Origin of the sequence: Pseudomonas sp. NPDC089752, assembly GCF_044748725.1 — a bacterium.
Lineage (GTDB): Bacteria > Pseudomonadota > Gammaproteobacteria > Pseudomonadales > Pseudomonadaceae > Aquipseudomonas.
In genome coordinates, this window is record NZ_JBIVGP010000001.1 from 74,387 (window position 1) to 96,762 (window position 22,376).

Consider the following 22,376-nt stretch of genomic DNA (forward strand, 5'->3'; position numbering starts at 1 on the left):
TTTCAAACACCATTTCTTAATTCAGTGCAGATTATGTCGGCGCTGGGTTTTGTCGTTTCTGTCGTTTGTGCCGGCCCTTTCGCGGGCAAGCCCGCTCCCACAGGGGCCGGTGCAAACAATGCAAAACTACCTGGCCACCCGCAGCAGCTCATCCAGCACCCGCGCCAACTCTTCAGCCTGCACCGGCTTCTGCATCACCAAACTGTCTGGCAACTCCAGCCCCTGCAACTCCGCATACCCGGTGAGAAACACCACCGGCAACCGCGGATGCCGTTCGCGCGCCGCCAGCGCCAGCTGTGCGCCATTGAATTCGGGCATGGCAAAGTCAGTGAGCAACAAGTCGATACCGTCATCCAGCAGCGCCAGCGCCTGTTCGCCGTTGTGCGCCTGGCGCACCTGATAGCCATACAGGCGCAGCACATCGCCGAGCATGTCACGTACCAGATGGTCATCATCCACCAGCAGCACAGTGCGGTCGCGGCCACTGTCGCTGATCGCCTGAGAGGCCACCGGGGCAACCGGCTCGGCCGCCAGCTCATGCTTCACCGCCGGCAAGTACACGGCCACTTGCGTGCCGTGGCCTGGTTGGGTCTCGATGCGTACCCCTCCGCCTGATTGCTTGGCAAACCCGAACACCTGGGCCAGGCCCAGGCCAGAACCTTTGCCGATGTCCTTGGTGGTGAAGAACGGCTCGAATACCTTGGCCACGACCTCTTCGCTCATGCCGCAACCGGTGTCACGGATGCTCAGCATCACATACTCGCCGGGCTCGGGGTCTTCTGGACGTTGTGGACGGGCCTTGATCCGCGTGTTGCGGGTCGCGAGCGTCAGCTGGCCGCCTTCGGGCATGGCATCGCGGGCATTGATCGCCAGGTTGAGAATGATCATTTCGGTCTGGGTAGGGTCGGTCAGCGCTTGCCACAGGCTGTGGTCCAGGTCCAGGCGCACGGAAATGCTGCCGCCCAAGGTCCGACGCAGCAATTCCTCCAGGCCGGTCAGGGTGCGGTTCATGTTCAGCGGCACCGGCTCAAGGCGCTGGCGGCGGGAGAACGCCAGCAGTTGCGAAGTCAGCTTGGCGCCACGCTCGCCGGCTTCACGAATATGCGTCAAGCGACTGCGGGCCTTGTCCAGGTCTCCCTTGCCCAGGTCACGCTCCAGGAAGCTCGCGCCGGTGAGGATGACCGTCAGCAGGTTGTTGAAGTCGTGGGCGACCCCGGCTGTCAGTTGGCCTACCGCCTCCAGTCTCTGCATTTGCTGCAACGCCGCCTCGATCCGCTCGCGCTCGGTGATCTGTTCGCGCAAGCGGTCATTGGCTTCGGCCAGGCCCAGGGAAGCTTCGCGTTCGCTGGTGATGTCGCGCGCCACCACATAGAGCAGCGTGTCTTCCGGTACCACAACCCAGGACAGCCAGCGCAACTGGCCACCGGCATGCTGGATGCGGCCGACGAAGCGGGCACTGGTGCGACCATGGGCGAGGGCGGCCAGCTCGGTCAGCAGCGACTCCTGGTCCGGCTCGGGCAGCAAGTGCAACAGCGAGGTCTGGCTCAGGCGTTCGCGGGACAAGCCCAGGCTCGCCTCCCAGGCCGGGTTCAAGGCAACCGGGGTAAGGTCCTTGTTGAGTACGGCGAGCAAGTCCTGGGACAGCTCCCAGGCCCGGTCGCGTTCGCGGGTGCGGCGCTCGACCCGTTCGCCGAGCATCTCGTTGAGTTGCTTGAGCGCCTGGGTGGCCAGGCGCTGGGTGTGAATGTCCTGCAAGACACCGGAAAATCTCGTGCACTGGCCGTTGACGAACTGGCACTGGCCGCTGCTGAGCAACCAATGTGGCTCACGGCCATTGGGCTGGGCAATGCGGAATTCGACCCGGTACAGGCCATCGCTGTCCGGGCGCATGGCGAACTCTACGGCGTCACGCACACGGGGCAGGTCGTCTGGGTAGATGCCGGCATAGAACACCTCAAGGGTCATCTCGGTGTCGACGGGCAGGCCGAACAAGGTCTTGCAGCGGTCGTCCCAGACCAGCCGCCCTTCATGCGGGCGAAAATCCCAGGTGCCCATGCCGGCCGCATCAATGGCGATGCGCGCACGTGCCTCGAGATCCGCCAGCGCCTCCTCGGCGCGGCGCCGACGCTGGCGCTCCTGCACCTCGGTCAACGCCCGGCGCACGGCCTTGGGCAGCAGCGGCAGGTTTTTCTTGAGCACATAGTCAGTGGCGCCCAGGCGGATCATTTCCACGGCGTGCTCTTCGCCGTAGATGCCCGAGAGGTAGATGAACGGCGTGTCCGGCGCAAGGCGCTGGGCGATGGCCAGCACCGCGGTGCCCGATGAGCCAGGCAATACACAGTCACAGAGAATCAGGTCATAGCTGGCCTCACGCAGGGCGTGCTCGGCCGCGATGTGGTCGAACACCAGCCGCGATTGCACGTGCAACCCGCTGCGCTCCAGGCTCAGCAAGGTCAGCTCGGCATCCAGCGAGCTGTCTTCGACCATCAACAATTTAAGCGGCGTTGGCTGCATCTTCGCGGCGGGCCTCAGTTGCTGCCACGCCGGTTCAGGCGCAGCGAGCCGGGCGGGGGTTCGTTGAGCACGGCCCAGAACACGCCAAGGTCGGAAATCGCCGCCACGAATTCCTTGAATTCCACGGGTTTGACCACGTAGGCATTGACGCCGAGCTCGTAGGCGCGCAACAGGTCGGGCTCCTCGCGCGATGAGGTCAGCATCACCGTCGGGATGCTGCGCAGCTCGGCGGTGGTGCGCACTGCCTTGAGCACTTCAAGGCCGTCGACTTTGGGCAGTTTCAGGTCCAGCAGCAGCACTGCCGGGTTGCCGTCGTCGCGATCAGCGTAGGCGTTGCGGCGCAGCAGGTAGTCGAGGGCGTCGGCACCGTCGCGCAGGACGATGACTTCATTGGCCAACTGGCTGCGTTCCAGTGCCAGGAGGGTCAACTCCAGGTCCCGGGGGTTGTCTTCGACCAGCAGGATAGGTTTTAGCATGATGATTCGGGTGCCTCAGGTGTTCGCTGGGTTACGGGGAAGTGTGAAATGGAAACTGGCGCCCTGATCGACCTGGCCTTTGGCCCAAACCTGGCCATCGTGGCGCTCGATGATGCGACGTACGCTGGCCAGGCCGATTCCGGTGCCCTCGAAGTCTTCCATGCGGTGCAGACGCTGGAACACGCCAAAAAGTTTGTTGGCGTAGGCCATGTCGAAACCGACACCGTTATCGCGAATATAGACCTCCGTTTCGCCTGCATGCAGGCGCGCGCCGATTTCGATGCGCGCAGGTTCCCGGCCACGGGTGTATTTGATGGCATTGGCGATCAGGTTGTGCAGCGCCAGGTTGATGAACGCCGGGTCGGCGAACACCTTCGGCAGTGGTGCGATATCCCAGACAATCTCGCGTCCTTCATAGTCGGGGGCCAGCTCCTGGCGGATGGCTTCGACCAGGGCGTTGAGGTCGACATCCGACAAGCGCAGCGCCGAGCGTCCCATCTGCGAGAAGTTGAGCAGGTTGTCGACCAGGCTGCCGGCGAATTGCGCTGCCTCCTCGATGTGCTTGAGAAAGCGCCGGCCGCGTTCGCTCAAGCCCTGGCCTTCGATCTCGCCAAGCAGCTCGGTGTAGCCGGCGATATGGCGTAACGGCGCGCGCAAATCGTGGGACACGCTGTAGGAGAACGCTTCGAGTTCCTTGTTCGAGCGCTGCAGCTCGTTGGCCAGTTGCGCCAGCTCTTCAGCCTTGCGCAGCACGATCCCCAGCACTGCGGTGCGCAGCTCGTTCACGCCTTCGATCATCAGCGGGTCCCAGGGCTCGCAGTAGCCGCTGAGCTGCTCTTGCCAGTGCTCGAAGCTGTGCCTGGGGTTGAGCGCGCCTTGCGGGCCGATGTGCTTGTCCGGCTTGCCGGCCCAGTTGACGGTGCGCACTTGCTCGGGCCGGAACCACAGCAGGTAATGCGAGTGGATCTGCGAGATGGCCACGGCCAGCACGCCACCGGCGTGCCCGGCCAGTTCAGGCAGGTCGTCGATGTCGCGGCGCACGTTGTCGCTGTAAAAAACCGTTTCGTCCTCCCGCTGGCCCAGCCAGTGCACCAGGGCGGTGACCTGCGCGGCAGGTGGCGTCTGGCCGATCAAGTCGCAACGTTCGGCGGAAATGACGGCCGCGCCGCTGGCCCCGGCAAATGCCAGCAGCACTTCGGGCAAGGCGCGCAGGCCGTCGCTGACGCTGTCGTGGTCGGCCATGGACGAGATCATCCGCACGATGTGCTGGCGCAGGTCGAGCAGCTTGCGCGTACTGGCATGGGACTCGCGCGACTCGATCTGCAGCGACAACACGCTGGCCAGCAGCTCGCAGGCGGTGCGGGTGCGCAGTTCGACCGGGCGGGGCTGTTGATCGTGGCACGAAACAAGGCCCCACAACTGGCCGTCGACCACGATCGACAACGACATCGAGGCCAGGGTGCCCATGTTGCGCATGTATTGCAGGTGCACCGGCGAGACGCTGCGCAAGGCGGCGAACGTCATGTCCAGCGGCTTGCCGGTGCGCGGGTTGGCGGCGGGCACCAGCGGCGAGGCCTGGTAATTGGCATCCTCGATCACGCGGATGCGGTTGACCCGGTACAGCTCCCGGGCCTGGCGTGGGATATCGGCCGCTGGGAAGCACAAGCCGAGGTAGCGCGGGTAGCCGTCGTCGGCCACTTCAGCGAGCACCTGGCCATTGCCGTCGGCATCGAAGCGATAGGCCTTGACCCGGCCAAAACCGGTGATGCGCTTGATTTGCAGCACCGTCTGCTGCAGCAGCTCTTCCAGGCTGCCAGCATTGTTGAGGCTGCTGACGAAACCGCGTACCAGCGGGTAGTAGTCGCCTTGGTCGGCAATGCCTGGGGCCTGGCGCAAGGGTTCGAACTCGGCGATCAGCACCTGGTCATGGCGGTGGGTGAGCAGGCGCAGTCTGTCGTTGCTGGGCGCGCCCGCGCGCAGGCGGACATCGCCGATGTGAAACGGGAAGACGTCGTCACTGGGCAAGCGCTCGAGCTGGGCGCGCAGGTCGAAGCTGTCGCTGACCACGTCGGCGAAGGTACAGCCCACCAGCTCCTGGGCCGGCACGCCCAGCCAGCCTTCGACGTTGGCGCTGGCCTGGAGGATGCGCAGGTTCTGCTCGTCCAGCACCAGCAGGAAACCATGGGGCTGGATGCTGCCTGGGACCTGGATCGGCTCCTGGGCGCAGCGTTCCACGGCTTCGGCGAAGGCGATGTCTACGGTCGTCAATGGATACGCTCCTGTCATGTTCGTCCATGCATGGCGCGCATGCGTCTACGGTCGGCTCGATGGTCGAGGTGTACCGTAACAGAATGTGCACTGGTTTGCCGGCCCCTGGCCATTGGAGGCGCTGAATGTTCAGGGGTTCGCTGCGCGCAGCGAATTTGTCGAGGATTTTTCATAGGCCGCTAGCGCTTTGTCGTTAGCACAAAAGAATGGCACCCAGCCATCACGGCCTTGCAACTGGCTGCTACGCTGAAATTCAGCATAGAGGAACAAGGAACATGAAGTGACGGAACGCTTTCTGGCCGCGCTGTTGGGCCTGTTGTTGAGCGGCAGTGCCGTGGCGGCGGACTTCCTCGTCGAGGTACGGGTCCTGGTGCAGCGGGGCTGCATGCTGGTCAACCAGCAACGCGATGCGGGCGCACAGGCCCTGGGGCAAATCGACCTGGGTGAGGCTGCTCGCCTGGACGGTCCGGGTGCGCCATTGAGCGGTGTGCTGCTCAATCGTCGTCCTCCGCGCCTGGAGTGCAATCCCGATACCCCTTACCAGGTGCGGGTGGACGGTGGCCAGCATGGGGGCGTGGGGGAGGTGCGGTTCCTCGCCAGTAGCGATGCCAAGGCCCGGCCGATTCCCTACCGCCTGTACCGCGACGCAGCCTGGCGCGAGCCTGTTACCGTGGGTGAAGCACATGCCGCCCGTGTGCCGGACAGCGGCACGGTCGAGCTGCCATTGTACGCGCGAATCGACAAGATGGCCTGGGTGCCCCGCGCCGGGCAGTACGCCGACCTGGTCAAAATCACGGTTACCTGGTAGCGAGGCCGCCATGCACAAGGACGTCATGCCATGAACCGCACTTCGCTCCTGCTGCTCAGCCTTGGCCCGCTGCTGCTGCCCGCTGGCACGGCGCACGGCACCACCACCGGATTCATCCAGGCGCGCCTGGTCATCAGTGCGGCCTGCCAGATCAGCAGTGGCGACCAGCCGCCCGCCACCCTCGGCAATCCTGGGTTGATGGACTTCGGCCAGCGCGGCCCGAACTGGGACCAGCCACTGCGCACGCGGGTCGACGAGGCAGGCGGCGAGGGTAGCCTGCAGATCAGCTGCACGCCCCAGGTCAGGGCCTTCAACGTGCGCATCAATGCCGGCATGAACGGCAGCGATGGCGTGCGCCGGCTGAGCAATGGCCGCGAAATGATCCCCTATCAATTGGCCGTCGACCCGGGTGGCAACAGCCGCTACGGCATCGGCCAGGCCCGCGCCTTCACCATCAGCAGCACCGATCAGATCCCGATTCCCATCTACGGCGTGGTGGTGGCGCAACCGCGCTCGCTGCCGGCCGGGCTGTACCGCGACACCCTGAGAGTGACCCTGGACTGGTAATCAACGCAAGGAGACTCCGATGCGAACGAACCTCACCCATTGCATCCTCGCTGGCCTCGGCCTGGCATTGGCATCCCACGCCCAGGCCGCCACAGTGACCGGGACCATCAGCTCGACCCTGACCTTGATTTCGGCTTGCCAGGTCAATGGCAGCACGGGCACCTCGGGGTTGAACTTCGGTACCCTCAGCTTCGGTACCCAGGAGGCATTGTTCACCACCGCCAACGGCCAGGTGCTGGGCGGTGGTGGCGGTGCCATGAGCATCCTCTGCTCGGCAGGCACGGTACCAGCGATCCGCGTAAGGGCAGGGGCCCATGATGGCGCCTCTAGCGGCGGCACGCGGGCACTGGCTGACGGTGCCGGCAACTTCGTGCCGTATGACTTCTATACCGACACCGGGCGCACTCAGTTGCTGGCAATCGACGGCACCATCACGCTGCCGACCAGCACGGGCGTGGCGCAGACCGTCAACCTCTATGGCCAGGCACGCGGCAAGGCAGGCCTGCCGGCCGGGGTGTACACCGACACGGTGGCCGTCGAGCTGTCGTTCTGAGCCGCCGCCATGCGCAGCTGGATGTACGGCTGCTTGACCGGGCTTGGGGTGTTGCTGGCGCCGCCACTGGATGCCGCGACCACCAGCACGTTCCAGGTCTCGGCGACGATCGCCGCGGGCTGCCTGGTGGTCGGCGGTGTCACCAGCTATGGGGTGCTCAATTACGGCACGCAGTCGGCGTTGTCGACCGGCATTCTCAGTACCGCCTTGGGCGGCACCACGGTGACTTTCCAGTGCACCCCTGGCGTGAGCCTGAGCATGAGCCTGGACGCTGGCCAGAACGGCGTGAGCGGCACGCGCTACCTCAAGCGCGGCGGCGGCACCCAGGTCTTGGCGTATCAGCTTTACCAGGACGCGGCGTACAGCCAGAACATCGCAGTCGGCCAGAGCGTAGCCCTGAACACCAGTAACCCGGCGGCGATCAAGCTGTCGGTGTATGGCCGTACGCAGCTGACTGGCCTGCTGCCGGCGGGCACCTACACCGATGTGGTGCAAGTGGCGGTGACCTGGTGAAACAACCGGGCACTCAGACAATCGAGCAAGGAGAGCGGTATGTGGGCAGGCGCGAAGTGGGCGCAGGGTTTGATCGGGTTGTTGCTGTTGGCGAGCCTGCCGGTGGGGGCGGCGACCTCGGTGTTGATCTGGCCGATCGACCCGGTACTGGAGGCTGACCAGAAGGCCGGCGCGTTGTGGCTGGAGAACCGCGGCACGGCCCCGGCCAGCCTGCAGGTGCGGGTGTTCGCCTGGCGTCAGGGCGACTACCAGGAACAGTTCCAGGCCCAGCGCGAGATCATCGGCAGCCCGCCAGTCGCCACCATCGCCCCGGGTCAGAAGCAATTGATCCGCCTGACCCGCACCGGCAGCTCACCGGCGGGCCAGGAACAGGCCTACCGCATCATCATCGATGAAATCCCATCGCCACTACCCACCGACAACGCCAGCCAGGGCACCACAGCAGCCATTCGCCTGCAGATGCGTTACTCGGTGCCACTGTTCGTCTATGGCGAGGGCTTGTGGGGCAAGCCGGACCCGGAAGGTAAACGCAATGCCAGTGGCGTGGGCAAACCGCAGCTGAGCTGGCGCCCGGTGATGGTGCAGGGCAAGCCGTATGTAGAACTGCGCAACAGCGGCCCGGTGCATGCCCGCCTGACCGACGTGGTGGTGCAACAGGGCAGCCAGGCCAAGCCGCTGGCCGAAGGTTTGCTCGGCTACGTGCTGCCCGGCGCCAGCATGCGCTGGCCGGCCCCCGTGGCACCGAGCAGCAGCGGCGTGTTGAAAGGGAGGGTGAACGGCCAGGAAACGGCCGAAGCGATCCGGCAAGGGCAATGAGCCCTTTCTTGAATGATGGGCCAGGGAGGACCCGGCAATGGTCGGAATCCGTGTGTGAAATGGCTGTCGCGGGCGACGCGCCGCTGGTGCCTGGGGCTGGCCGTGATCGGCCCCGGCCTGGCTGTGGCCGACGACCTGCCCCCGCCGCCCACCGAAACCGCCGCCATCGCCGACGCCACGCTGTACCTCGACCTGTTGGTGAACCAGGTGCCCAGAGCTGAATTGGTGCCCGTGCAGCAACGGGCCGGGCGGCTGTATCTGGACAGCGAAGTGCTGCGCGCCGCCGGCATCGCCGTGCCAGGTGCCCCCCAGGGCGAGGTGGCGCTGGATGGCGTAGACGGCTTGCACACCGACTACGACAGCCAGAACCAGCGCCTGCTGCTGCAAGTGCCGCCGGCATGGCTGCCGGACCAACAGGTCGGCGATCGCAACCTGTACCCGGCCAGCGACGCGCGCAGCAGTTTCGGCGCGCTGTTCAACTACGACCTGTACCTCAACGACACCGACGATGGCGGCACTTACCTGGCCGCCTGGAACGAGCTGCGCCTGTTCGACAGCTGGGGCACCTTCGCCACCACCGGCCAGTGGCGCCAATCGTTCAACGGTGCGCAAACCGACGACAGCCGTCAGGGTTTCCTGCGCTACGACACTACCTGGCGCTTCACCGACGAGCAGCGCCTGCTGACCTACGAGGCCGGCGATTTTGTCACCGGTGCCTTGCCCTGGACAAGCTCGGTGCGTGTGGGCGGCCTGCAACTGTCACGCGATTTTGCCGCACGCCCGGACCTGGTCACGTATCCGCTTCCGGCCTTCGCTGGTGAGGCAGCGGTGCCGACGTCGCTGGATCTGTTCATCAACGGCTACAAATCCAGCAGCACCGAGCTGCAACCCGGCCCCTACACACTGACCAATGTGCCCTTCATCAATGGTGCCGGTGAGGCCGTGGTGGTGACCACCGACGCCCTCGGTCGCCAGGTGTCCACCACTTTGCCGTTCTACGTTACCAGCAGCCTGCTGCAAAAGGGCCTGTCCGACTTTACGGTGGCCGCGGGCAGCCTGCGGCGTGACTACGCCGTGCGCGATTTCAGCTATGGCCCCGGCGTGGCCTCGGCCAGCTTGCGCCATGGTGTCAGCGACTTCTTCACCCTGGAAAGCCATGTCGAGACGGCCGAATCGCTGCTGCTCGGCGGCCTCGGTGGCAACGTGCGCCTGGGTAACTTCGGGGTGCTCAACACGGCACTGGCGCAGAGCCAGTTCGACGGCGAAAAGGGCCATCAGGTCGCCCTCGGCTATCAGTACAACAGCCAGCGCATTGGCTTCAGCTACCAGCGCCTGCAACGCCACGGCGACTATGCCGACCTGAGCCGTGTCGACAGCCCCGAGATTCAATTGAGCCAGCGCAGCGAGCAGGTCACCCTGAGCCTCAACCTCGACCGCTTCGGCAGCCTGGGTGCCGGCTATTTCGATGTGCGCGCTGGCGACGGCACGCGCACCCGGCTGGTCAACCTCAGCTGGAGCAAGCCGCTATGGGGCAACAGCAGCCTGTACCTGTCGGCCAACCGCGAAGTCGGTGACAGCCAGTGGGCGGTGCAGGCGCAGCTGGTGATCCCGATCGACTTCAGCGGCACCCTGGCCGTGAGCATGGAGCGCAGCAAGGACGGCGAAAACCTGCAACGGGTCAACTACAGCCGCGCGGTGCCGGTGGCGGGCGGTGTGGGCTACAACCTGGGTTACGCCACCGGTGGCGACCGTGATGCCTACCGCCAGGCCGACGCTACCTGGCGCCTGCAATCGGTGCAGCTGCAGGCCGGCGTGTACGGCACCAGCGGTGAGATGACCCGCTGGGCCGACGCCAGCGGCTCACTGGTGTGGATGGATGCTGGCGTGTTTGCCGCCAACCGCATCGACGATGCTTTCGTGGTGGTCAGTACCAACGGCTATGCCGATGTGCCGGTGCGCTATGAAAACCAGGAGATCGGGCGCACCGACAAGGGTGGCCATTTGCTGGTGCCGTACAGCAGCGGGTACTACCGAGGGAAATACGAGATCGACCCCATGGACCTGCCGCCCGACGTGCTGGCGCCGAATGTCGAACAACGTGTCGCGGTGCGCCGTGGCAGTGGCTACCTGCTGGAATTCCCGCTCAAGCGCGTGCTGGCGGCGAGCCTTGAATTGGTCGATGGCAATCGGCAGCCGCTCAAGCTGGGCAGCAAAGTTACCCACCAGGAGAGTGGCAGCCAGGCGGTGGTCGGCTGGGATGGTCTGGTGTACCTGGAGAACCTGTCGCCGCATAACCGCTTGCAGGTCGAGCTGGAGGGGGGAGGGCAGTGCCAGGTCGAGTTCGAAATGCCAGAGGCGGAGGGCTCGATCCCATTGATCGGCCCGCTGGTGTGCCGATGAAAGCTTTACGCCGCGGGCTATGGGGCGCCATGCTTTGGCTGCCGGCAAGTTCGGTGTGGGCGTTGTGCGCGTCTGTACCGACGTTGCCTGCAGGATTCGGCACCATCAACTCGACGCTGGTGCGGACCACGGTGCAGACCGCCTCGACCACCAACTCGGGGCTTCAGTGCACGGGATCGTTGCTCAGCCTGCTCAGTTCCGGTGATCACTTTTATGCCACCATCACCTCCAGCACGGCGGGGCTGGTGGGCCCGACCGGCGATGTGATCGGCTATACGCTTTACGCGGACAACAGCACCAGCTACCCGATTACCCGTGGCGTGGCCTTCGACTTCGCCCGCAATGGCATCCTCGACCTGCTGGGCCTGCTCAACGGCACCACGCCCAAAGCCGTGCCGCTGTACCTGCGCACCCAGATCGGCAGCAACGTGGCGGCGGGTGTGTACCAGGAGACGCTGACGGTGGCGTGGAGCTGGAACTACTGCTCGGGAATCGGCATCGGCGCCATCTGCCTGGGGCGCGACATCGGTTCAGGCAGCCAGTCGCTGACCGTGACGCTGACGGTGAGCAACGACTGCCAGATCACCACGCCCAATATCAATTTCGGCAGTGCACCGGTGGTGGCCGGGTTCGGCACGGTGAGCCAGAGCGTCAGCCTGTCGTGCACCAAAGGCAGCAACTACACGGTGGGGCTGGATGACGGCCAGAACGTATCGGGCGGGCGGCGGCGGATGAAATCGGCGGCCAACAATTACCTGGCCTACGACATCTTCAAGAGTGCCGGAGCCGTGCGCTGGGGCTCGGTGAGCAGCGCGCGGCGGTCGAGCAGCGATGCCGATGTGAACCCAGGGGCGGGCACCGGGACCGGCAGCCAGGTGTTCAACTACAACGCCAAGGTCTATACCGACCAGGCGACACCACCGGCCACGACCTATACCGACAATGTGATTCTTGATGTGCAGTTTTGACGTTGGTCTGCTGTGCCGGCCTCTTTAGCGGGCTCATCGGGGCCCCCAGTGGGAGCGGCTTCAGCCGCGAAGAGGCCGACCCTGATCAGCGCAAATCCCCAACCATCTTCAGCAACGTCTCCAACACCGCTCCGGCCAGCGCCTTCGACCGCTCCCCCGACCAGCCAGTAACTGGGTCAGGCGCATCATCATGATCCTTGAACGGCATCTCCAAGGTCAGCGACAAGCAGTCATACGCCATACCCACCGCATTGCACGCCAGCGTCGTGTTGGCCTGGCCAGGCTCGTCGCGGGTGTAGCCATATTTCGTCTGGAAGTCCGGCGTTACGCTGCACAAGGTAGTGCGGAACTGCTCCTCCAACTTGGCCAACCGCGGTGTATACCCCGGATTCCCCTCACACGCCGCCGTGAATACATGCGGAATTTCCTCATCCCCATGCACATCGATGAACGCATCAACCCCATACTGCTTCATTTGCGCCTGGGCAAAGAACACCTCTGGGCTCAGCTCGATACTTGCATCCTGCCAGGCCCGGTTGAGGTCTTTGCCCTTGAAGTTGGTGCGCAGATGACCGTGGAAGGCGCCATCGGGGTTCATGTTAGGAATCAGGTACAGATCGGCTTTTTGCAGCAGTGCTTGAACAGTTGCGTCATTGGCCTGCAGCCGGTCGATCACACCCTCCATGAACCACTCGGCCATGTGTTCACCCGGGTGCTGCTGAGCGATCAGCCACAGCTTGCGCTTGCCCGCTGCGCCATCGCCTGCACGCAGTAGTGGAATGTCACGGCCCTCGACACTGCGGCCATGGGCCAACAACTCGACGCCTTCGATCTGCTGAGCACGTTCGATCAGTTGGTTATGGCGTGCGCGCGGGTAGGGTTCGAAGTAGGCGAACCAGATCTGCTCCTGCTCGGCCTTCACTTCAAAGGCCAGGGCCTTGCCATCGAACTGGCTGGGCACACGGAACCAGGTCTTCTGGTCGTAGGACGCCACGGCGTTGTACCCCGCCCAGGCATTCTTGTAGGAAGACTCGCTGGCGTTGTCCAGGCTGAAGCGGTGGACCTGGCCTGGGGTGAGGCCGCTGACCTTGAAGTGGAACCACTGGAAGTGGCCGCTGTGGGTATCCGGGCGGATGGCCAGGTGAACCTGAGCCGGGTTGCCGGCATCCAGCACCTGGATGTTGCCGGAATCGAAATCGCAGGTGATCTGCAGGGGGGGCAGCGTCACGGTCATTGGCGGGCTCCTTGGGCATTGTTGTGGGGGTACTGTACACCGCTTGAACAGTCGAGGAAGCGGAGTTTACTGGTTGTAAATGAGCATTCCGAGGCAAGGCTTTTCAGGCAGAGCCTAGTGAAGGGGGCAGATCACTCGACCAACCAACTGGCGTCGCCTTCGATCAGCGTACCGCCATGGCTGGTGGTGTCACCGACACGGGCAGCGGGGCTGCCTTCGATGAGCAGGTGGCTGGCACCGGTTTCGATGATGGCGCCGCAGGAAATCTTGTCGCCGATGCGGGCGATGGGGTTGCCGTTGACACAGGTGGAGGGGGCGCCGGTGATGACAGTAGTTTTGCCGTGGAGGGGGCAGTCGTGGAGGTGGCCGACCAGGACGATGGGGGGCATTAGTGTTCCTTGAGTATTGTGGTTGCCAAAGTTGCCGCAGGCGGGTCAGTGCTGAATGCTCTGTTTATCGAGCGCTACAGCAGCTTCTGGATCTGGGGCAGTCCTTGATTCCAGGTCCATTTCAGGGGGCCAGACGACTTTGGGGGCCAAGCGATAGGGGAATTGATACCAGCGCAGGTCGTTGTGGGCGTCGGGCTCTTGCGCAGGGACTAACGCGCAGGGTTCACCTTGCATGTAGGAGCAGATAAATGCCCAGGCGTATTCATCTGCGGCGTTGGTCGTGAGATGAAAGCGGTCTATCACTTTAGTTGTGCCGGGCCTAATGATTGACAGCATGACGCCGACTGTAAATGTCATTCTCCCGTTGGAATGCTGCGACCAACGCTCAGCTCTTGCCTGAGACCAGTCGTAGGCAACGGGGACTGCCCGCCATCTTACAAAAGGGTTCCACGGCTCGTAGGTGAATTTGTAGGCATAAATCTTTTGCCTTGCCCTATTGAATCGAATGGGTTCGTCGCGTGGAGGTAGGAAGCTTAGTTTCAGGCACAGGGCAATGCACCAGATGTAAAATATCGAAATGAGGTATATGAGTGCTGAGGCTTCGTCGTCTCCCTTTGTAAGCGCTACTGATAATAGGAATGGTAGTGCGGGGGCGGTCAAAATCGGGCACAGGGCCATTAACAAGTAGCTATCTCGTGGGATGGCCCTGGTTCTTGGCGTTTCCAGATATATTTGATCCAGATGGTTAGGCTTGAGGGTTCCAAGTGAACTGACGGTTTTGGGCGGTTCAGTGGGTAATGCCAAGTCTTCTCGCCAGCCTTCGCAGGCGGGATGTAGTAGAGGTTGAGCCATGGCGATTCTCCTGCAGGGTAAATGTCGCCGTATTTGATTGCGTTTTTGCGCGCGCTGAGAATTTCGCGTTTATCGAGTCAGTATTTGAAAAGAGTGCCAAGCTGGAGTGTCAGGGCTCTTGTGTACTGATGGCATAGTACTTTTCGCATCAAGCATTACTCAAATCTGCCTCCTTGGCAGACCTTGACTCAAGGTCCATTTCACTAGGCCAAGCTACTTTCGGAGCCAGGCGTGAGGCGAACTCACACCAAAGTACATCGTTGTGGTCCTTCGGTTCACCGGGAGGGGGAAGTGCAGAAGGGCCTTCTTGCATGTAGGTACATATATACGACCAGGCATGCTCATCTGCGCCCATCGTCGTAAGATGAAATCGGTCTATCACCTCAGTTGTTCCTGGACGAATGATTGATAGTACTACCCCACATTTGAAGATCAGCCCGCCGTCAGGTAGTGCTCCGCTCTGCGCCCAGCGTTCGGCCCTTACCTGGAGCCAATCGTAACTGGTTGGAGTCACTCTGGTTTTTTCGAAAGGGTTCCACCAGCAATATATGTAATTGTAGGCATAAATCTTTTTTCTTGCTCTATTGAATCTAATGGGTTCGTCGCGTGGAGGTAGCGCACTTAGTTTCAGGCCGTATGTTAGGCACCATATGTAATTCAGTAGGAGTGAGAAGAATACTGCAGAGATGCCTATGTGCTGGCTGGAAAGGCTTTCTGCTAATATGATTAGAATTGGAGGTCCAGTGAGTGCTACTCCTATTACTATCAGGAAATATAAGTTCCTTAATATGGCGGTTTGTCTTGAGATTTCTAAGTATATAGAATCGATATGGTTTGGTGTCATGCCCCCAAGCGATGGTGTTGTGTTTGGAGTTTCATTAGGTAATGATAAGTCTTCCCTCCAGCCTACGCATGGTGGATCCAGTAGAGGTCGAGTCATTAGATTATTCCTATTAGGAGAGCTTGTCTTTTTTGATTGTGATTTTTGCGTATCCTTGATTGTCGCTTTGGTCGGGCCAGTATTTCAGGGACAGCTCTAGAGCTCGAATGTCATGGTTCTCTCGCAACTTAAGATTGCCGCGAATGTTAAGAGTCTCACGCTTTTCATCGAATCTGGGTGTCGGATCAGGTAGGCGGATTTGGGTGAATATTCTATGGGCTTCACTGGAAGACTTGATTTGGTGGTTGCTGCTGTTAGAGGAGAGTAATATCGCCTTAGAATTGGTTTGGTAAAGTGTGATTTTCCATTCGCAATATGATGAGGTGGCGTTGAAGTGAGGAAGGGAAAACGAGTATTGCAATATTAATTCGGCCGGCAGGGAGGCGTGATCGCGAAGTAACAGGTATGGTAAGTCTGACTCGTCTTGAATGTGGGGTGAGTGAAAATCAACCGCAATCGATATATCGGCGTCCATCCCAAGAGCTGCGGAATTTAGCGCGCCTATCGCGTCGTCAACTTGTTCCGCTTCGACCCATTGTTGGTGCTTGGTTGGAATTCCCCATCGACTGTTTCGAGCCCATAGTTCCAGCTGTTTTGATTCCTCCCGTTTCGCAAGCGTGGCTGCAGCGTAAGCGGCCATTCCAAGTATTATCACACCTCCAAGAGGGCCAAGAAGAGTACTGGCAGCAATCGCTGCACCTACGCCGGCAGCGGCTGCGAAAAAGGCTGCAACACTAGCCGCTGTATAGAGTTTAGATGATGTTTCGTCGCCTTGTTTGGCGGTTCTTATAGCTGCATGAGTGAATTGCTTAGCATCTGCTATGTTTGCAAGCGCTGCAATTGCGCTGCCATATCTAACGATCCTTGTGGCTAATGTGACGGTGGTGCCTACTCCAGATGCGGCCGCCTTGGGTGCTAGAATTTCAATTGCAAATCCTGCCGATTCAATGCCTGCCCCCAGCGCGCCCAACGATGATGAGCCAATGGCTGCGAGAAGTTCCGAACGGATATGCGGGTTGTCCGCTAGCTTTTCATAATTAGTTCGCAAGCTGTCCTGGTGAAGCCAGATGCTCCCCAGGGCCAGTAACAAACCGGGCCCACTTGTATTGGAGGCGGCACCGCGCAGCCCACGAAACCCGTCACTCGCCAGCTGCTGAGCCGCATCGGCGGTCAGCTTGACGCTCTCCATCGCGCGCACTGCGCTGTTTCGGAATGCCCCTTCGCCGATTGAAACTTCACGCAGCAACTCGCCCACACCACCTGCAGCACTTTCGCGCAAATTCTTCAAACGCGCCTGCAAGCTTTCTGCACTCTCCAGCGTCCACACCACCACATCTACCAGTTGCTTCCGGTTGCCAGCGGACGCGATATGAATGGCGCCACTGAGCACCATCGCCCGAACCTTCCGCCCTGCGGGCTTGCGGAACTGTTCCTCCAGTTGGCTGAGGTACGCGTCGGTACGTTCCTGCAGCGCTTCGTTGAGCACGCTCAGGTATTCGCCGAGGGTCAACGTGACCTTGATCTGGGTGACAGGTTGGCCGGCGAACAATAGAAAGGCGGCGCTGTGGGCGTGGCCTATCAGCTTCTTGGTTCCACCGGAGATATGCTGTCCCAAAGCGTTACCCGCGCTGGCGGTGGCGGCAAGGAGCTGGCCGATCGCATCCTGCGTCGGCTTGATCATCAGCCTTCCACCGTCCTGGCTGGTCAGGATCCCTTTGATCGTGTCATGCAGTTTGGAGGCGTCGTCGCCGATGAGGGCCTTTCCAAGTTGCGACAGTAGATCCTGATGCTTGGCGACCAAGGCTTGGTACAGGAGACTTTTAGGGTCTTCAAGCAGTTGCTGCCACAACTCTTGCGTGGCGCCGAGTGGCGAATCTTCTGCAGGAGGCGCTTCGGTAGGGCCGCCGGCGAGGCAGGCCGACAACATGCGGATGAAGTATTCAGCTGACAGTAGATTGGTGACGCTGTAGTCGAAGTGGCCGATGCGCTGAAAGGCGCGCTGCGCGTAGAAATGGGTGTATTGGGCGCCAACCTGATCAATCATCGATTGCCAATGGTCAAGCTCGCTGTCGTAGGCACGCTGGAAGGCCGCGCGCGCAGTTTCGTCGTATCGTTCCTCCAGGCGTTCCCGCGCTTCAATACGCTTGCGCTCGATGGCGCGTTGGCCTTGCACTTCTATATCTACAGGAGGCATGTAGACCTTCGCGCTGATCGGGCTGTCGTTCCAGCGCTCGATGTCCTTGGCATGCTGCTCGGTATCTTCCAGCGCCTGGGCAGCGGCCCTGGCCTGGTTCAGTTCGCGAATGCCCAGCAATGCCTGGGACGTGAAATATTCGAAATGGCGCTGCGGCTCGGCGCGCCACTCCTGCATGGCCCGGACCAAGTCCGTGCGCTGTGCGTTGGCTTCCGTGACCATGCCGACGGGGTCGGGCAGGGTCAGCGCCAATACCCCGTTGTTCAAGGCTTCCTGCTGAATGATGGTGCGCACATGATTCCGGGTAGCCAGTGAGCGGCTTATGCGCGGGTAAAAACCGTGGGCGCTGATGAACTTGCCGGTGTGGGCCGTTGCATATTCCAGCACCTCGCTCAGCCCCAGCTCGGTCTCCGTCATGGCAATGCCAATGCTGCCGGGGTCGTTGCGTGCTGTGCCAAGGTCGAGCTCGATGAAGCGCTCGGTGCTGTCGGCCTCGCCGTTGACGATGCCCTGCTGGTAGCAGTCAAGTACATCGCGCGGCCAAGGATCGTTGGCGAAGGCGAGCCAGGCTTTGCTGAACAGTTGGGTATCGATGTTGATGAAGGACGCGACGACATCGTGATGCTGGGTTCGGCAAGCTTCCGCCAGCGGCCTGCCTGCGGCCAATGGCATCTGTGAAGCCGGGAACCGGCGCAGCGCGCCCTCTGGGGTCACTTGATAGGCATGCCAGATCGCCTTGTCTAACAGTACGTAGACATAGCCCTGACGCAGTGTTCGCAACTGGTTGGTGCGCATCTGTACATAGGTGATCTCGCTGTCGTGCGAAACACGGTAAGACTGGGTTTCCTGCGGGTGCGGCGCGTAAGCCTCGCGCAACAGCAGAATGGGCAGGCCGGAGCGCTCGCAGGCATTGCAGGTGCCGTAGGGGTTGGGGATTTCTTCCTGCGTGACGATGCTGATGGTTTGGCTGATGCTCATCAGTAGCTCCTTGCGGGTGGCAGTGCGGCGACGATCTGCTGCCATGCAGAGTCGTTATATGAAGCGAATGTGGAAGCCAGGCGCTGTTGGCCTGAAGCCGCGTTTGCCACGTCGCCTTGAATGGTGGGATGGAGCAGCAGTCTTGGGTGAACCATCAACAAGTGCAGGCACAGGCAATGAACATCAGCAGGGTCGTACAAGCCTCGCTGATGAGCTTCGAAGATCAGGTTAAAAACGTACGCGGGGGTAGGGAGGGCGCGCGAAACAGAGAGGCGAGTGGGCGGATTGGTTTGTTGCAGGTGGTTCAAGCGGCGCCAGGCTGCGAGCAACTGGACTACCTGCGGTGCGATGTGCTGGACGTCCTGGGCGATCTGCGGTATCTCCAATTGGCCACTCTCCGGCCGGCTTTCCAGGGACCTGAAACCACCATTGCTGTCTGGATAGAGCCAGCAGCGAATAGGCCCGAGCAGGGCTCCCGCGTTGTTCATCGCGGCATGCAGCAACTCGAAGCGGGTAGGTTCAAACCAAGGGGCGGCCCTCGTTGTACCGCGAGGCGATAGAGCATGACACTGCTGTGCGATCTGTTCGGCCACCCGCTCGGCAGAGTGTTCGCTGAGTAACCATGCGCAGATATAGCGCTTATGCGCGTGTGTTTCATGCGTTGCGTAGTTCGCACTAGCGGCAATGTATTCGCATGGTTTTCCTCTGCAGCCACTCAACGTGATCAGTGCTGGCCAATGATGCGGCGTATGGTTCAAGTCACCACGTGCAACTTTTGTGACAGCCTCACGTCCCAGCGTAGTGGTGAGGCTTGCAAGGCCCAGTGGGTGGTCAGGATCGCACTCGGCAGTTGGGTCGACCAACAAGTAACTGAATTCCTTGGCCTCGCGATGTTGGCTCAAACGTTCGTTCAGGTGGGCAAGGTTCATGCTCACTGCTCGGTGCATTTGTCTGCATCCTGCATTACTTGGCCAGTCACCGATAGTGCATTGCCGGAACCTGTCGCCTCAGTCTTGATCGGGCCTTTGATGAAGACGTGGGTGCCATCCAGCGTAATGCCATCGGCGTCGATGCGAAGGGTGCCTCCAGGCGCTTTGAGCGTGATGCTCTGTGAGGCGTCGAGTTCAAAGGTCTGGGTGTGGTGCCGTACCGCCTGGCCAGCGGTGATATCGATGACCTCCTGCACCCGTTGCACATATTGGCCACCGACCTCGACCGTATGGTTGGCCTTGATGCTGTCCTGGCGGTTGTTGCCCACTGCTTCGATGCGGTCTAAAGCAATCGCGACGTGCTGATTTCTGCCAATGCTGACTGATGCGTTCTGGCCGATGATGACGTCTTCGTTATTGCCGACTGTTTTGCATCGGTCACAGCCGATTGTTATTGATTCGTTACGTTCGACCTGCTCCGTGCGGTCATTGCCAACCTGCGTGGTTTCATCGTGCTTGACCACGTTGTTCTGGTCGCGCTCGGCGTGGATGAACACCTCCTGCTTGCCAAGTTCATCTTCGAAACGAAGCTCGTTGAAGCCCTTACCCTTGTGGGTCTGGCTCTTGATCGTCATGCGTGTCTTGTGTTTCGGAAGGTCGTAGGGCGGTAGCTGGTTGCCGCAGTAGGTGCGCCCGGTGATCATCGGTTGGTCGGGGTCGGCATTGACATACTGGATGATCACGTCCTGGCCGATACGTGGGATGGCCATCGAACCCCAACTGCCCCCGGCCCAACCTTGCGAAACGCGAACCCAGCAGGAGCTGAATTCGTTATCCTGGCTCTCGCGGTCCCACGGGAAGCTGACCTTGACCCGGCCCCACTCGTCGCAGTAGATCTCTTCGCCCGGTGGCCCGACCACGGTGGCCATCTGCGGACCATCGATGCGGGGTTTGGGCAGTGGGGCAGGGCGCCATTCGGTCAGGCCAGGCACCAGTACGGCGGTTTGTTCGTACTGTGTACTCTGGTCGACCCCGACGGCCTCTTCCTGCAGGCTGGTGAACTGCCTGCCCTCATGTTCCACGCGGGTCACCCGCCAATGCATATTCAGGTCGTCACGCGGGTGATCGGTGAGGGTGAAACTCAGGCCCGGCTGCAGGCGTACATCGTCACCGGTGACTTCGGCGAGGCGAGCATCGTGGCGCAGTGCAGTGATGCGGTTCTCGGTAAACGGCTTGCCTACCGCATCGCGCTTGTAGCGGCCGGGGTAGTCGAAACGTTCGTAGCTGGAGGATTGATGCTTCAGTTCCGCGCTGGGCGCATGGGCGCTGTGCTGCTGGCGGTAGGCTGGGTTGGTGAAGGTGTAATCCCGTTGTACCTGGCGCGAACTGCGCACCTGCTCGCTGTAGCGCAGGCGCCGCAGGCATGGCTTCGGTTGGTCGCCACCACCGGTGGCGTGGTACAGCACAGTATCGGGGCCACTCGGCCGGTCATCCTCATGGAAACCTTCGTCGTCATCCTCGGTTTTGATGACACCGTGGCCGATCATGCCCATGGATCGCAGCCGGTCTGTGATCAGCAGCTTGTGCTGGTTAGGGCTGTGCTCGAAGCGGTAGACAAACCCTTCTTCTGCAGCCAGTCGGGCGATGAATTCGAGGTCGGTCTCGCCGGCCTGTACGCAAAATTCGCGGGTCTGATGATCGGACATCGCGCGCAGTTCGAACTGCTGGATACCTTGGCGCTGAAGCATTATTTCCAGAATTTGCGGCACGCTCTTATGCTGAAAGATGCGCCAGTTGGAGCGCAGGTCTGCGCGTGCCAGCTGAGGTTCGATCAGGGCATGGTAATAGGTGCGGTAGAAGCCGCTTTCACCTTGGCTGAAGCTGCTGACCAAACCGTGCACGTAGCGCAGCGGTCGTTCACCTTTCCAGATGGTGAACAGCACTGGCTTGTCGAGGAGCCTGCCGAAGTCGATATCGTCTTCGTGGCTGACCAATTCCAGATTGAGTGCGAAAGGTTTACAGAGTTCTTCCGTGAGCGTGAACGACACCACCTCGAACTCAGCCCCACCGACCAAGGGCTGAAAGGTGTAACGCAGGTCAGAATGGCAAGTCATGTTGGCTCCTGAGCACGGTCAAGGCTGCAAGATGGAATTAAGGGATGTCAGTACGTTCTCGGTCATCAAGTGAAGTTGATAGCTGTAATAGCTGTACATCGCCACAATAGTGCCGGCGCCGGCTAATAAAGGACTCCACCATGGCCAGTATTTGCGTTTGCGAGCATTGCAGGGAGCAACATTGCTGATTGTGTCGGGAAGCAACTCTGGAAGCGGTCCGCGCAGTTCACGGATGGTCCTGCGCAGGCTTGTTATATGTTTTTCACGCTCTTTGCCATCGTTGGGGTCCATGGCGTACTTCCCCCTCAGCCCCATGCAAAGCACCACATAGATAAACTCCAGTACGTGCAGGAAGCGCTTGGGCTCTTTATTCAGTCGGGCTATCAGGTCATACAGTTTCTCGCCGCCAAGCGCATCATCATGGAAGACACTGAGAAGTGATTGTTGGCTCCATTCGGACTGCCTGCCCCACGTTGTGAGCATTACAGTTTCATCGAGGTGAAGGCAGAGTGCATAGGAGTAGGCGGAGATCAGCACAGACTCATAACGAAGCTGGCGCATCTCTTCGAGAATAGTGGTCACTGCAATATGGACCCGCCGATAAAGCTCTGTCACATCGTCGTGATGGTCCAGCGTCTTCAGGCGCATGGCCAGCCCGAGCAGAGGCATGGCGGCATCGCACATGGGGTTCATCAAGCCGGTGCGCAACGTGAAGTCGGGGTCGGCAGGATAGGCGTCTGAGAAATTGGAGGCGCTAGTCAGCGCAGCAGGTCCATCTTTGGCGCCGCCTGGAAAATCGATTCGTCTTGTCAACACTGGGCGTAATCCGTTCGGCTCCATTGAGCGAGTTGTCATTTGTTCAC

At 61.1% G+C, this 22,376-nt stretch carries 18 protein-coding genes; 7 read left to right on the forward strand and 11 right to left on the reverse strand.

Annotation, left to right across the window (positions count from 1 at the left end; genetic code table 11):
• Positions 1–126: 126 nt before the first annotated feature.
• Genes ACIPZF_RS00295 through ACIPZF_RS00305 form a run of 3 tightly spaced genes read right to left on the reverse strand, consistent with a single transcriptional unit; the run spans position 127 to position 5,276 of the window.
• Positions 127–2,514, reverse strand: a complete 2,388-nt coding sequence (locus tag ACIPZF_RS00295) for a response regulator (RefSeq protein ID WP_400794147.1) — start codon at positions 2,512–2,514, stop codon at positions 127–129.
• A gap of 14 nt (positions 2,515–2,528) precedes the next feature.
• Entirely contained in the window at positions 2,529–2,990 is a 462-nt protein-coding gene (locus tag ACIPZF_RS00300) for a response regulator (RefSeq protein WP_400794149.1), read from the reverse strand.
• A gap of 15 nt (positions 2,991–3,005) precedes the next feature.
• Positions 3,006–5,276: an ATP-binding protein gene (locus ACIPZF_RS00305; protein WP_400794151.1), complete on the reverse strand. Its 2,271-nt coding sequence runs from the start codon at positions 5,274–5,276 to the stop codon at positions 3,006–3,008.
• A 262-nt stretch (positions 5,277–5,538) separates the two neighbouring features.
• On the opposite strand from ACIPZF_RS00305, the gene ACIPZF_RS00310 reads away from it, so the two are divergent.
• Genes ACIPZF_RS00310 through ACIPZF_RS00340 form a run of 7 tightly spaced genes read left to right on the forward strand, consistent with a single transcriptional unit; the run spans position 5,539 to position 11,883 of the window.
• The gene (locus ACIPZF_RS00310; RefSeq protein WP_400794153.1) at positions 5,539–6,066 is read left to right on the forward strand and encodes a spore coat U domain-containing protein; all 528 of its coding nucleotides are present in this window, start codon (positions 5,539–5,541) and stop codon (positions 6,064–6,066) included.
• Between the two features lie 30 nt (positions 6,067–6,096).
• A complete protein-coding gene (locus ACIPZF_RS00315) occupies positions 6,097–6,633 on the forward strand; it encodes a spore coat U domain-containing protein (RefSeq protein ID WP_400794155.1) in 537 nt (178 codons plus the stop codon).
• A gap of 19 nt (positions 6,634–6,652) precedes the next feature.
• The gene (locus tag ACIPZF_RS00320) at positions 6,653–7,186 is read left to right on the forward strand and encodes a spore coat U domain-containing protein (protein ID WP_400794157.1); all 534 of its coding nucleotides are present in this window, start codon (positions 6,653–6,655) and stop codon (positions 7,184–7,186) included.
• 9 nt (positions 7,187–7,195) lie between these two features.
• Positions 7,196–7,699 carry a spore coat U domain-containing protein gene (locus ACIPZF_RS00325; protein ID WP_400794158.1) on the forward strand — a complete coding sequence of 168 codons (504 nt, stop codon included), beginning with the start codon at positions 7,196–7,198 and terminating at the stop codon, positions 7,697–7,699.
• 39 nt (positions 7,700–7,738) lie between these two features.
• Positions 7,739–8,515 carry a molecular chaperone gene (locus tag ACIPZF_RS00330; protein ID WP_400794160.1) on the forward strand — a complete coding sequence of 259 codons (777 nt, stop codon included), beginning with the start codon at positions 7,739–7,741 and terminating at the stop codon, positions 8,513–8,515.
• 54 nt (positions 8,516–8,569) lie between these two features.
• Positions 8,570–10,915 (forward strand): fimbria/pilus outer membrane usher protein, encoded by a 2,346-nt coding sequence (locus tag ACIPZF_RS00335; protein WP_400794162.1) that lies wholly within the window; start codon positions 8,570–8,572, stop codon positions 10,913–10,915.
• On the forward strand, positions 10,912–11,883 hold the full coding sequence (locus ACIPZF_RS00340) for a spore coat protein U domain-containing protein (RefSeq protein WP_400794163.1): 972 nt from the start codon (positions 10,912–10,914) through the stop codon (positions 11,881–11,883). Before ACIPZF_RS00335 ends, ACIPZF_RS00340 begins: the two co-directional genes overlap by 4 nt.
• Positions 11,884–11,968: 85 nt before the next feature.
• Here the strand turns inward: ACIPZF_RS00340 and ACIPZF_RS00345 are convergent, their stop codons facing one another.
• The 8 genes from ACIPZF_RS00345 to icmH form a co-directional block, all read right to left on the reverse strand.
• Positions 11,969–13,117 (reverse strand): M14-type cytosolic carboxypeptidase, encoded by a 1,149-nt coding sequence (locus ACIPZF_RS00345; RefSeq protein ID WP_400794164.1) that lies wholly within the window; start codon positions 13,115–13,117, stop codon positions 11,969–11,971.
• A gap of 131 nt (positions 13,118–13,248) precedes the next feature.
• Positions 13,249–13,506, reverse strand: coding sequence for a PAAR domain-containing protein (locus tag ACIPZF_RS00350; protein ID WP_400794165.1), 258 nt, complete (start codon positions 13,504–13,506; stop codon positions 13,249–13,251).
• A gap of 45 nt (positions 13,507–13,551) precedes the next feature.
• Positions 13,552–14,358: a DUF6708 domain-containing protein gene (locus tag ACIPZF_RS00355; protein ID WP_400794166.1), complete on the reverse strand. Its 807-nt coding sequence runs from the start codon at positions 14,356–14,358 to the stop codon at positions 13,552–13,554.
• Between the two features lie 148 nt (positions 14,359–14,506).
• A complete protein-coding gene (locus ACIPZF_RS00360; RefSeq protein ID WP_400794167.1) occupies positions 14,507–15,298 on the reverse strand; it encodes a DUF6708 domain-containing protein in 792 nt (263 codons plus the stop codon).
• A 13-nt stretch (positions 15,299–15,311) separates the two neighbouring features.
• Positions 15,312–18,470 carry a T6SS effector BTH_I2691 family protein gene (locus ACIPZF_RS00365; protein ID WP_400794168.1) on the reverse strand — a complete coding sequence of 1,053 codons (3,159 nt, stop codon included), beginning with the start codon at positions 18,468–18,470 and terminating at the stop codon, positions 15,312–15,314.
• The gene (locus ACIPZF_RS00370) at positions 18,470–19,399 is read right to left on the reverse strand and encodes a hypothetical protein (protein ID WP_400794170.1); all 930 of its coding nucleotides are present in this window, start codon (positions 19,397–19,399) and stop codon (positions 18,470–18,472) included. Before ACIPZF_RS00370 ends, ACIPZF_RS00365 begins: the two co-directional genes overlap by 1 nt.
• Before the next feature lie 2 nt (positions 19,400–19,401).
• Positions 19,402–21,513 carry a type VI secretion system Vgr family protein gene (locus tag ACIPZF_RS00375; protein WP_400794172.1) on the reverse strand — a complete coding sequence of 704 codons (2,112 nt, stop codon included), beginning with the start codon at positions 21,511–21,513 and terminating at the stop codon, positions 19,402–19,404.
• A gap of 18 nt (positions 21,514–21,531) precedes the next feature.
• A complete protein-coding gene (icmH, locus tag ACIPZF_RS00380) occupies positions 21,532–22,368 on the reverse strand; it encodes a type IVB secretion system protein IcmH/DotU (protein WP_400794174.1) in 837 nt (278 codons plus the stop codon).
• Positions 22,369–22,376 lie beyond the last annotated feature (8 nt).

What these genes read in the sequence shown, in the direction of transcription:
- ACIPZF_RS00295 (WP_400794147.1), bottom strand. Translation starts at nt 2,514, where the DNA reads ATGCAGCCAACGCCGCTTAAATTGTTGATGGTCGAAGACAGCTCGCTG.
- ACIPZF_RS00350 (WP_400794165.1), bottom strand. Translation starts at nt 13,506, where the DNA reads ATGCCCCCCATCGTCCTGGTCGGCCACCTCCACGACTGCCCCCTCCAC.
- ACIPZF_RS00360 (WP_400794167.1), bottom strand. Translation starts at nt 15,298, where the DNA reads ATGACTCGACCTCTACTGGATCCACCATGCGTAGGCTGGAGGGAAGAC.
- ACIPZF_RS00330 (WP_400794160.1), top strand. Translation starts at nt 7,739, where the DNA reads ATGTGGGCAGGCGCGAAGTGGGCGCAGGGTTTGATCGGGTTGTTGCTG.
- ACIPZF_RS00375 (WP_400794172.1), bottom strand. Translation starts at nt 21,513, where the DNA reads ATGACTTGCCATTCTGACCTGCGTTACACCTTTCAGCCCTTGGTCGGT.
- ACIPZF_RS00300 (WP_400794149.1), bottom strand. Translation starts at nt 2,990, where the DNA reads ATGCTAAAACCTATCCTGCTGGTCGAAGACAACCCCCGGGACCTGGAG.
- ACIPZF_RS00345 (WP_400794164.1), bottom strand. Translation starts at nt 13,117, where the DNA reads ATGACCGTGACGCTGCCCCCCCTGCAGATCACCTGCGATTTCGATTCC.
- ACIPZF_RS00365 (WP_400794168.1), bottom strand. Translation starts at nt 18,470, where the DNA reads ATGAGCATCAGCCAAACCATCAGCATCGTCACGCAGGAAGAAATCCCC.
- ACIPZF_RS00355 (WP_400794166.1), bottom strand. Translation starts at nt 14,358, where the DNA reads ATGGCTCAACCTCTACTACATCCCGCCTGCGAAGGCTGGCGAGAAGAC.
- ACIPZF_RS00370 (WP_400794170.1), bottom strand. Translation starts at nt 19,399, where the DNA reads ATGAACCTTGCCCACCTGAACGAACGTTTGAGCCAACATCGCGAGGCC.
- ACIPZF_RS00305 (WP_400794151.1), bottom strand. Translation starts at nt 5,276, where the DNA reads ATGACAGGAGCGTATCCATTGACGACCGTAGACATCGCCTTCGCCGAA.
- ACIPZF_RS00325 (WP_400794158.1), top strand. Translation starts at nt 7,196, where the DNA reads ATGCGCAGCTGGATGTACGGCTGCTTGACCGGGCTTGGGGTGTTGCTG.
- ACIPZF_RS00315 (WP_400794155.1), top strand. Translation starts at nt 6,097, where the DNA reads ATGAACCGCACTTCGCTCCTGCTGCTCAGCCTTGGCCCGCTGCTGCTG.
- icmH (WP_400794174.1), bottom strand. Translation starts at nt 22,368, where the DNA reads ATGACAACTCGCTCAATGGAGCCGAACGGATTACGCCCAGTGTTGACA.
- ACIPZF_RS00340 (WP_400794163.1), top strand. Translation starts at nt 10,912, where the DNA reads ATGAAAGCTTTACGCCGCGGGCTATGGGGCGCCATGCTTTGGCTGCCG.
- ACIPZF_RS00320 (WP_400794157.1), top strand. Translation starts at nt 6,653, where the DNA reads ATGCGAACGAACCTCACCCATTGCATCCTCGCTGGCCTCGGCCTGGCA.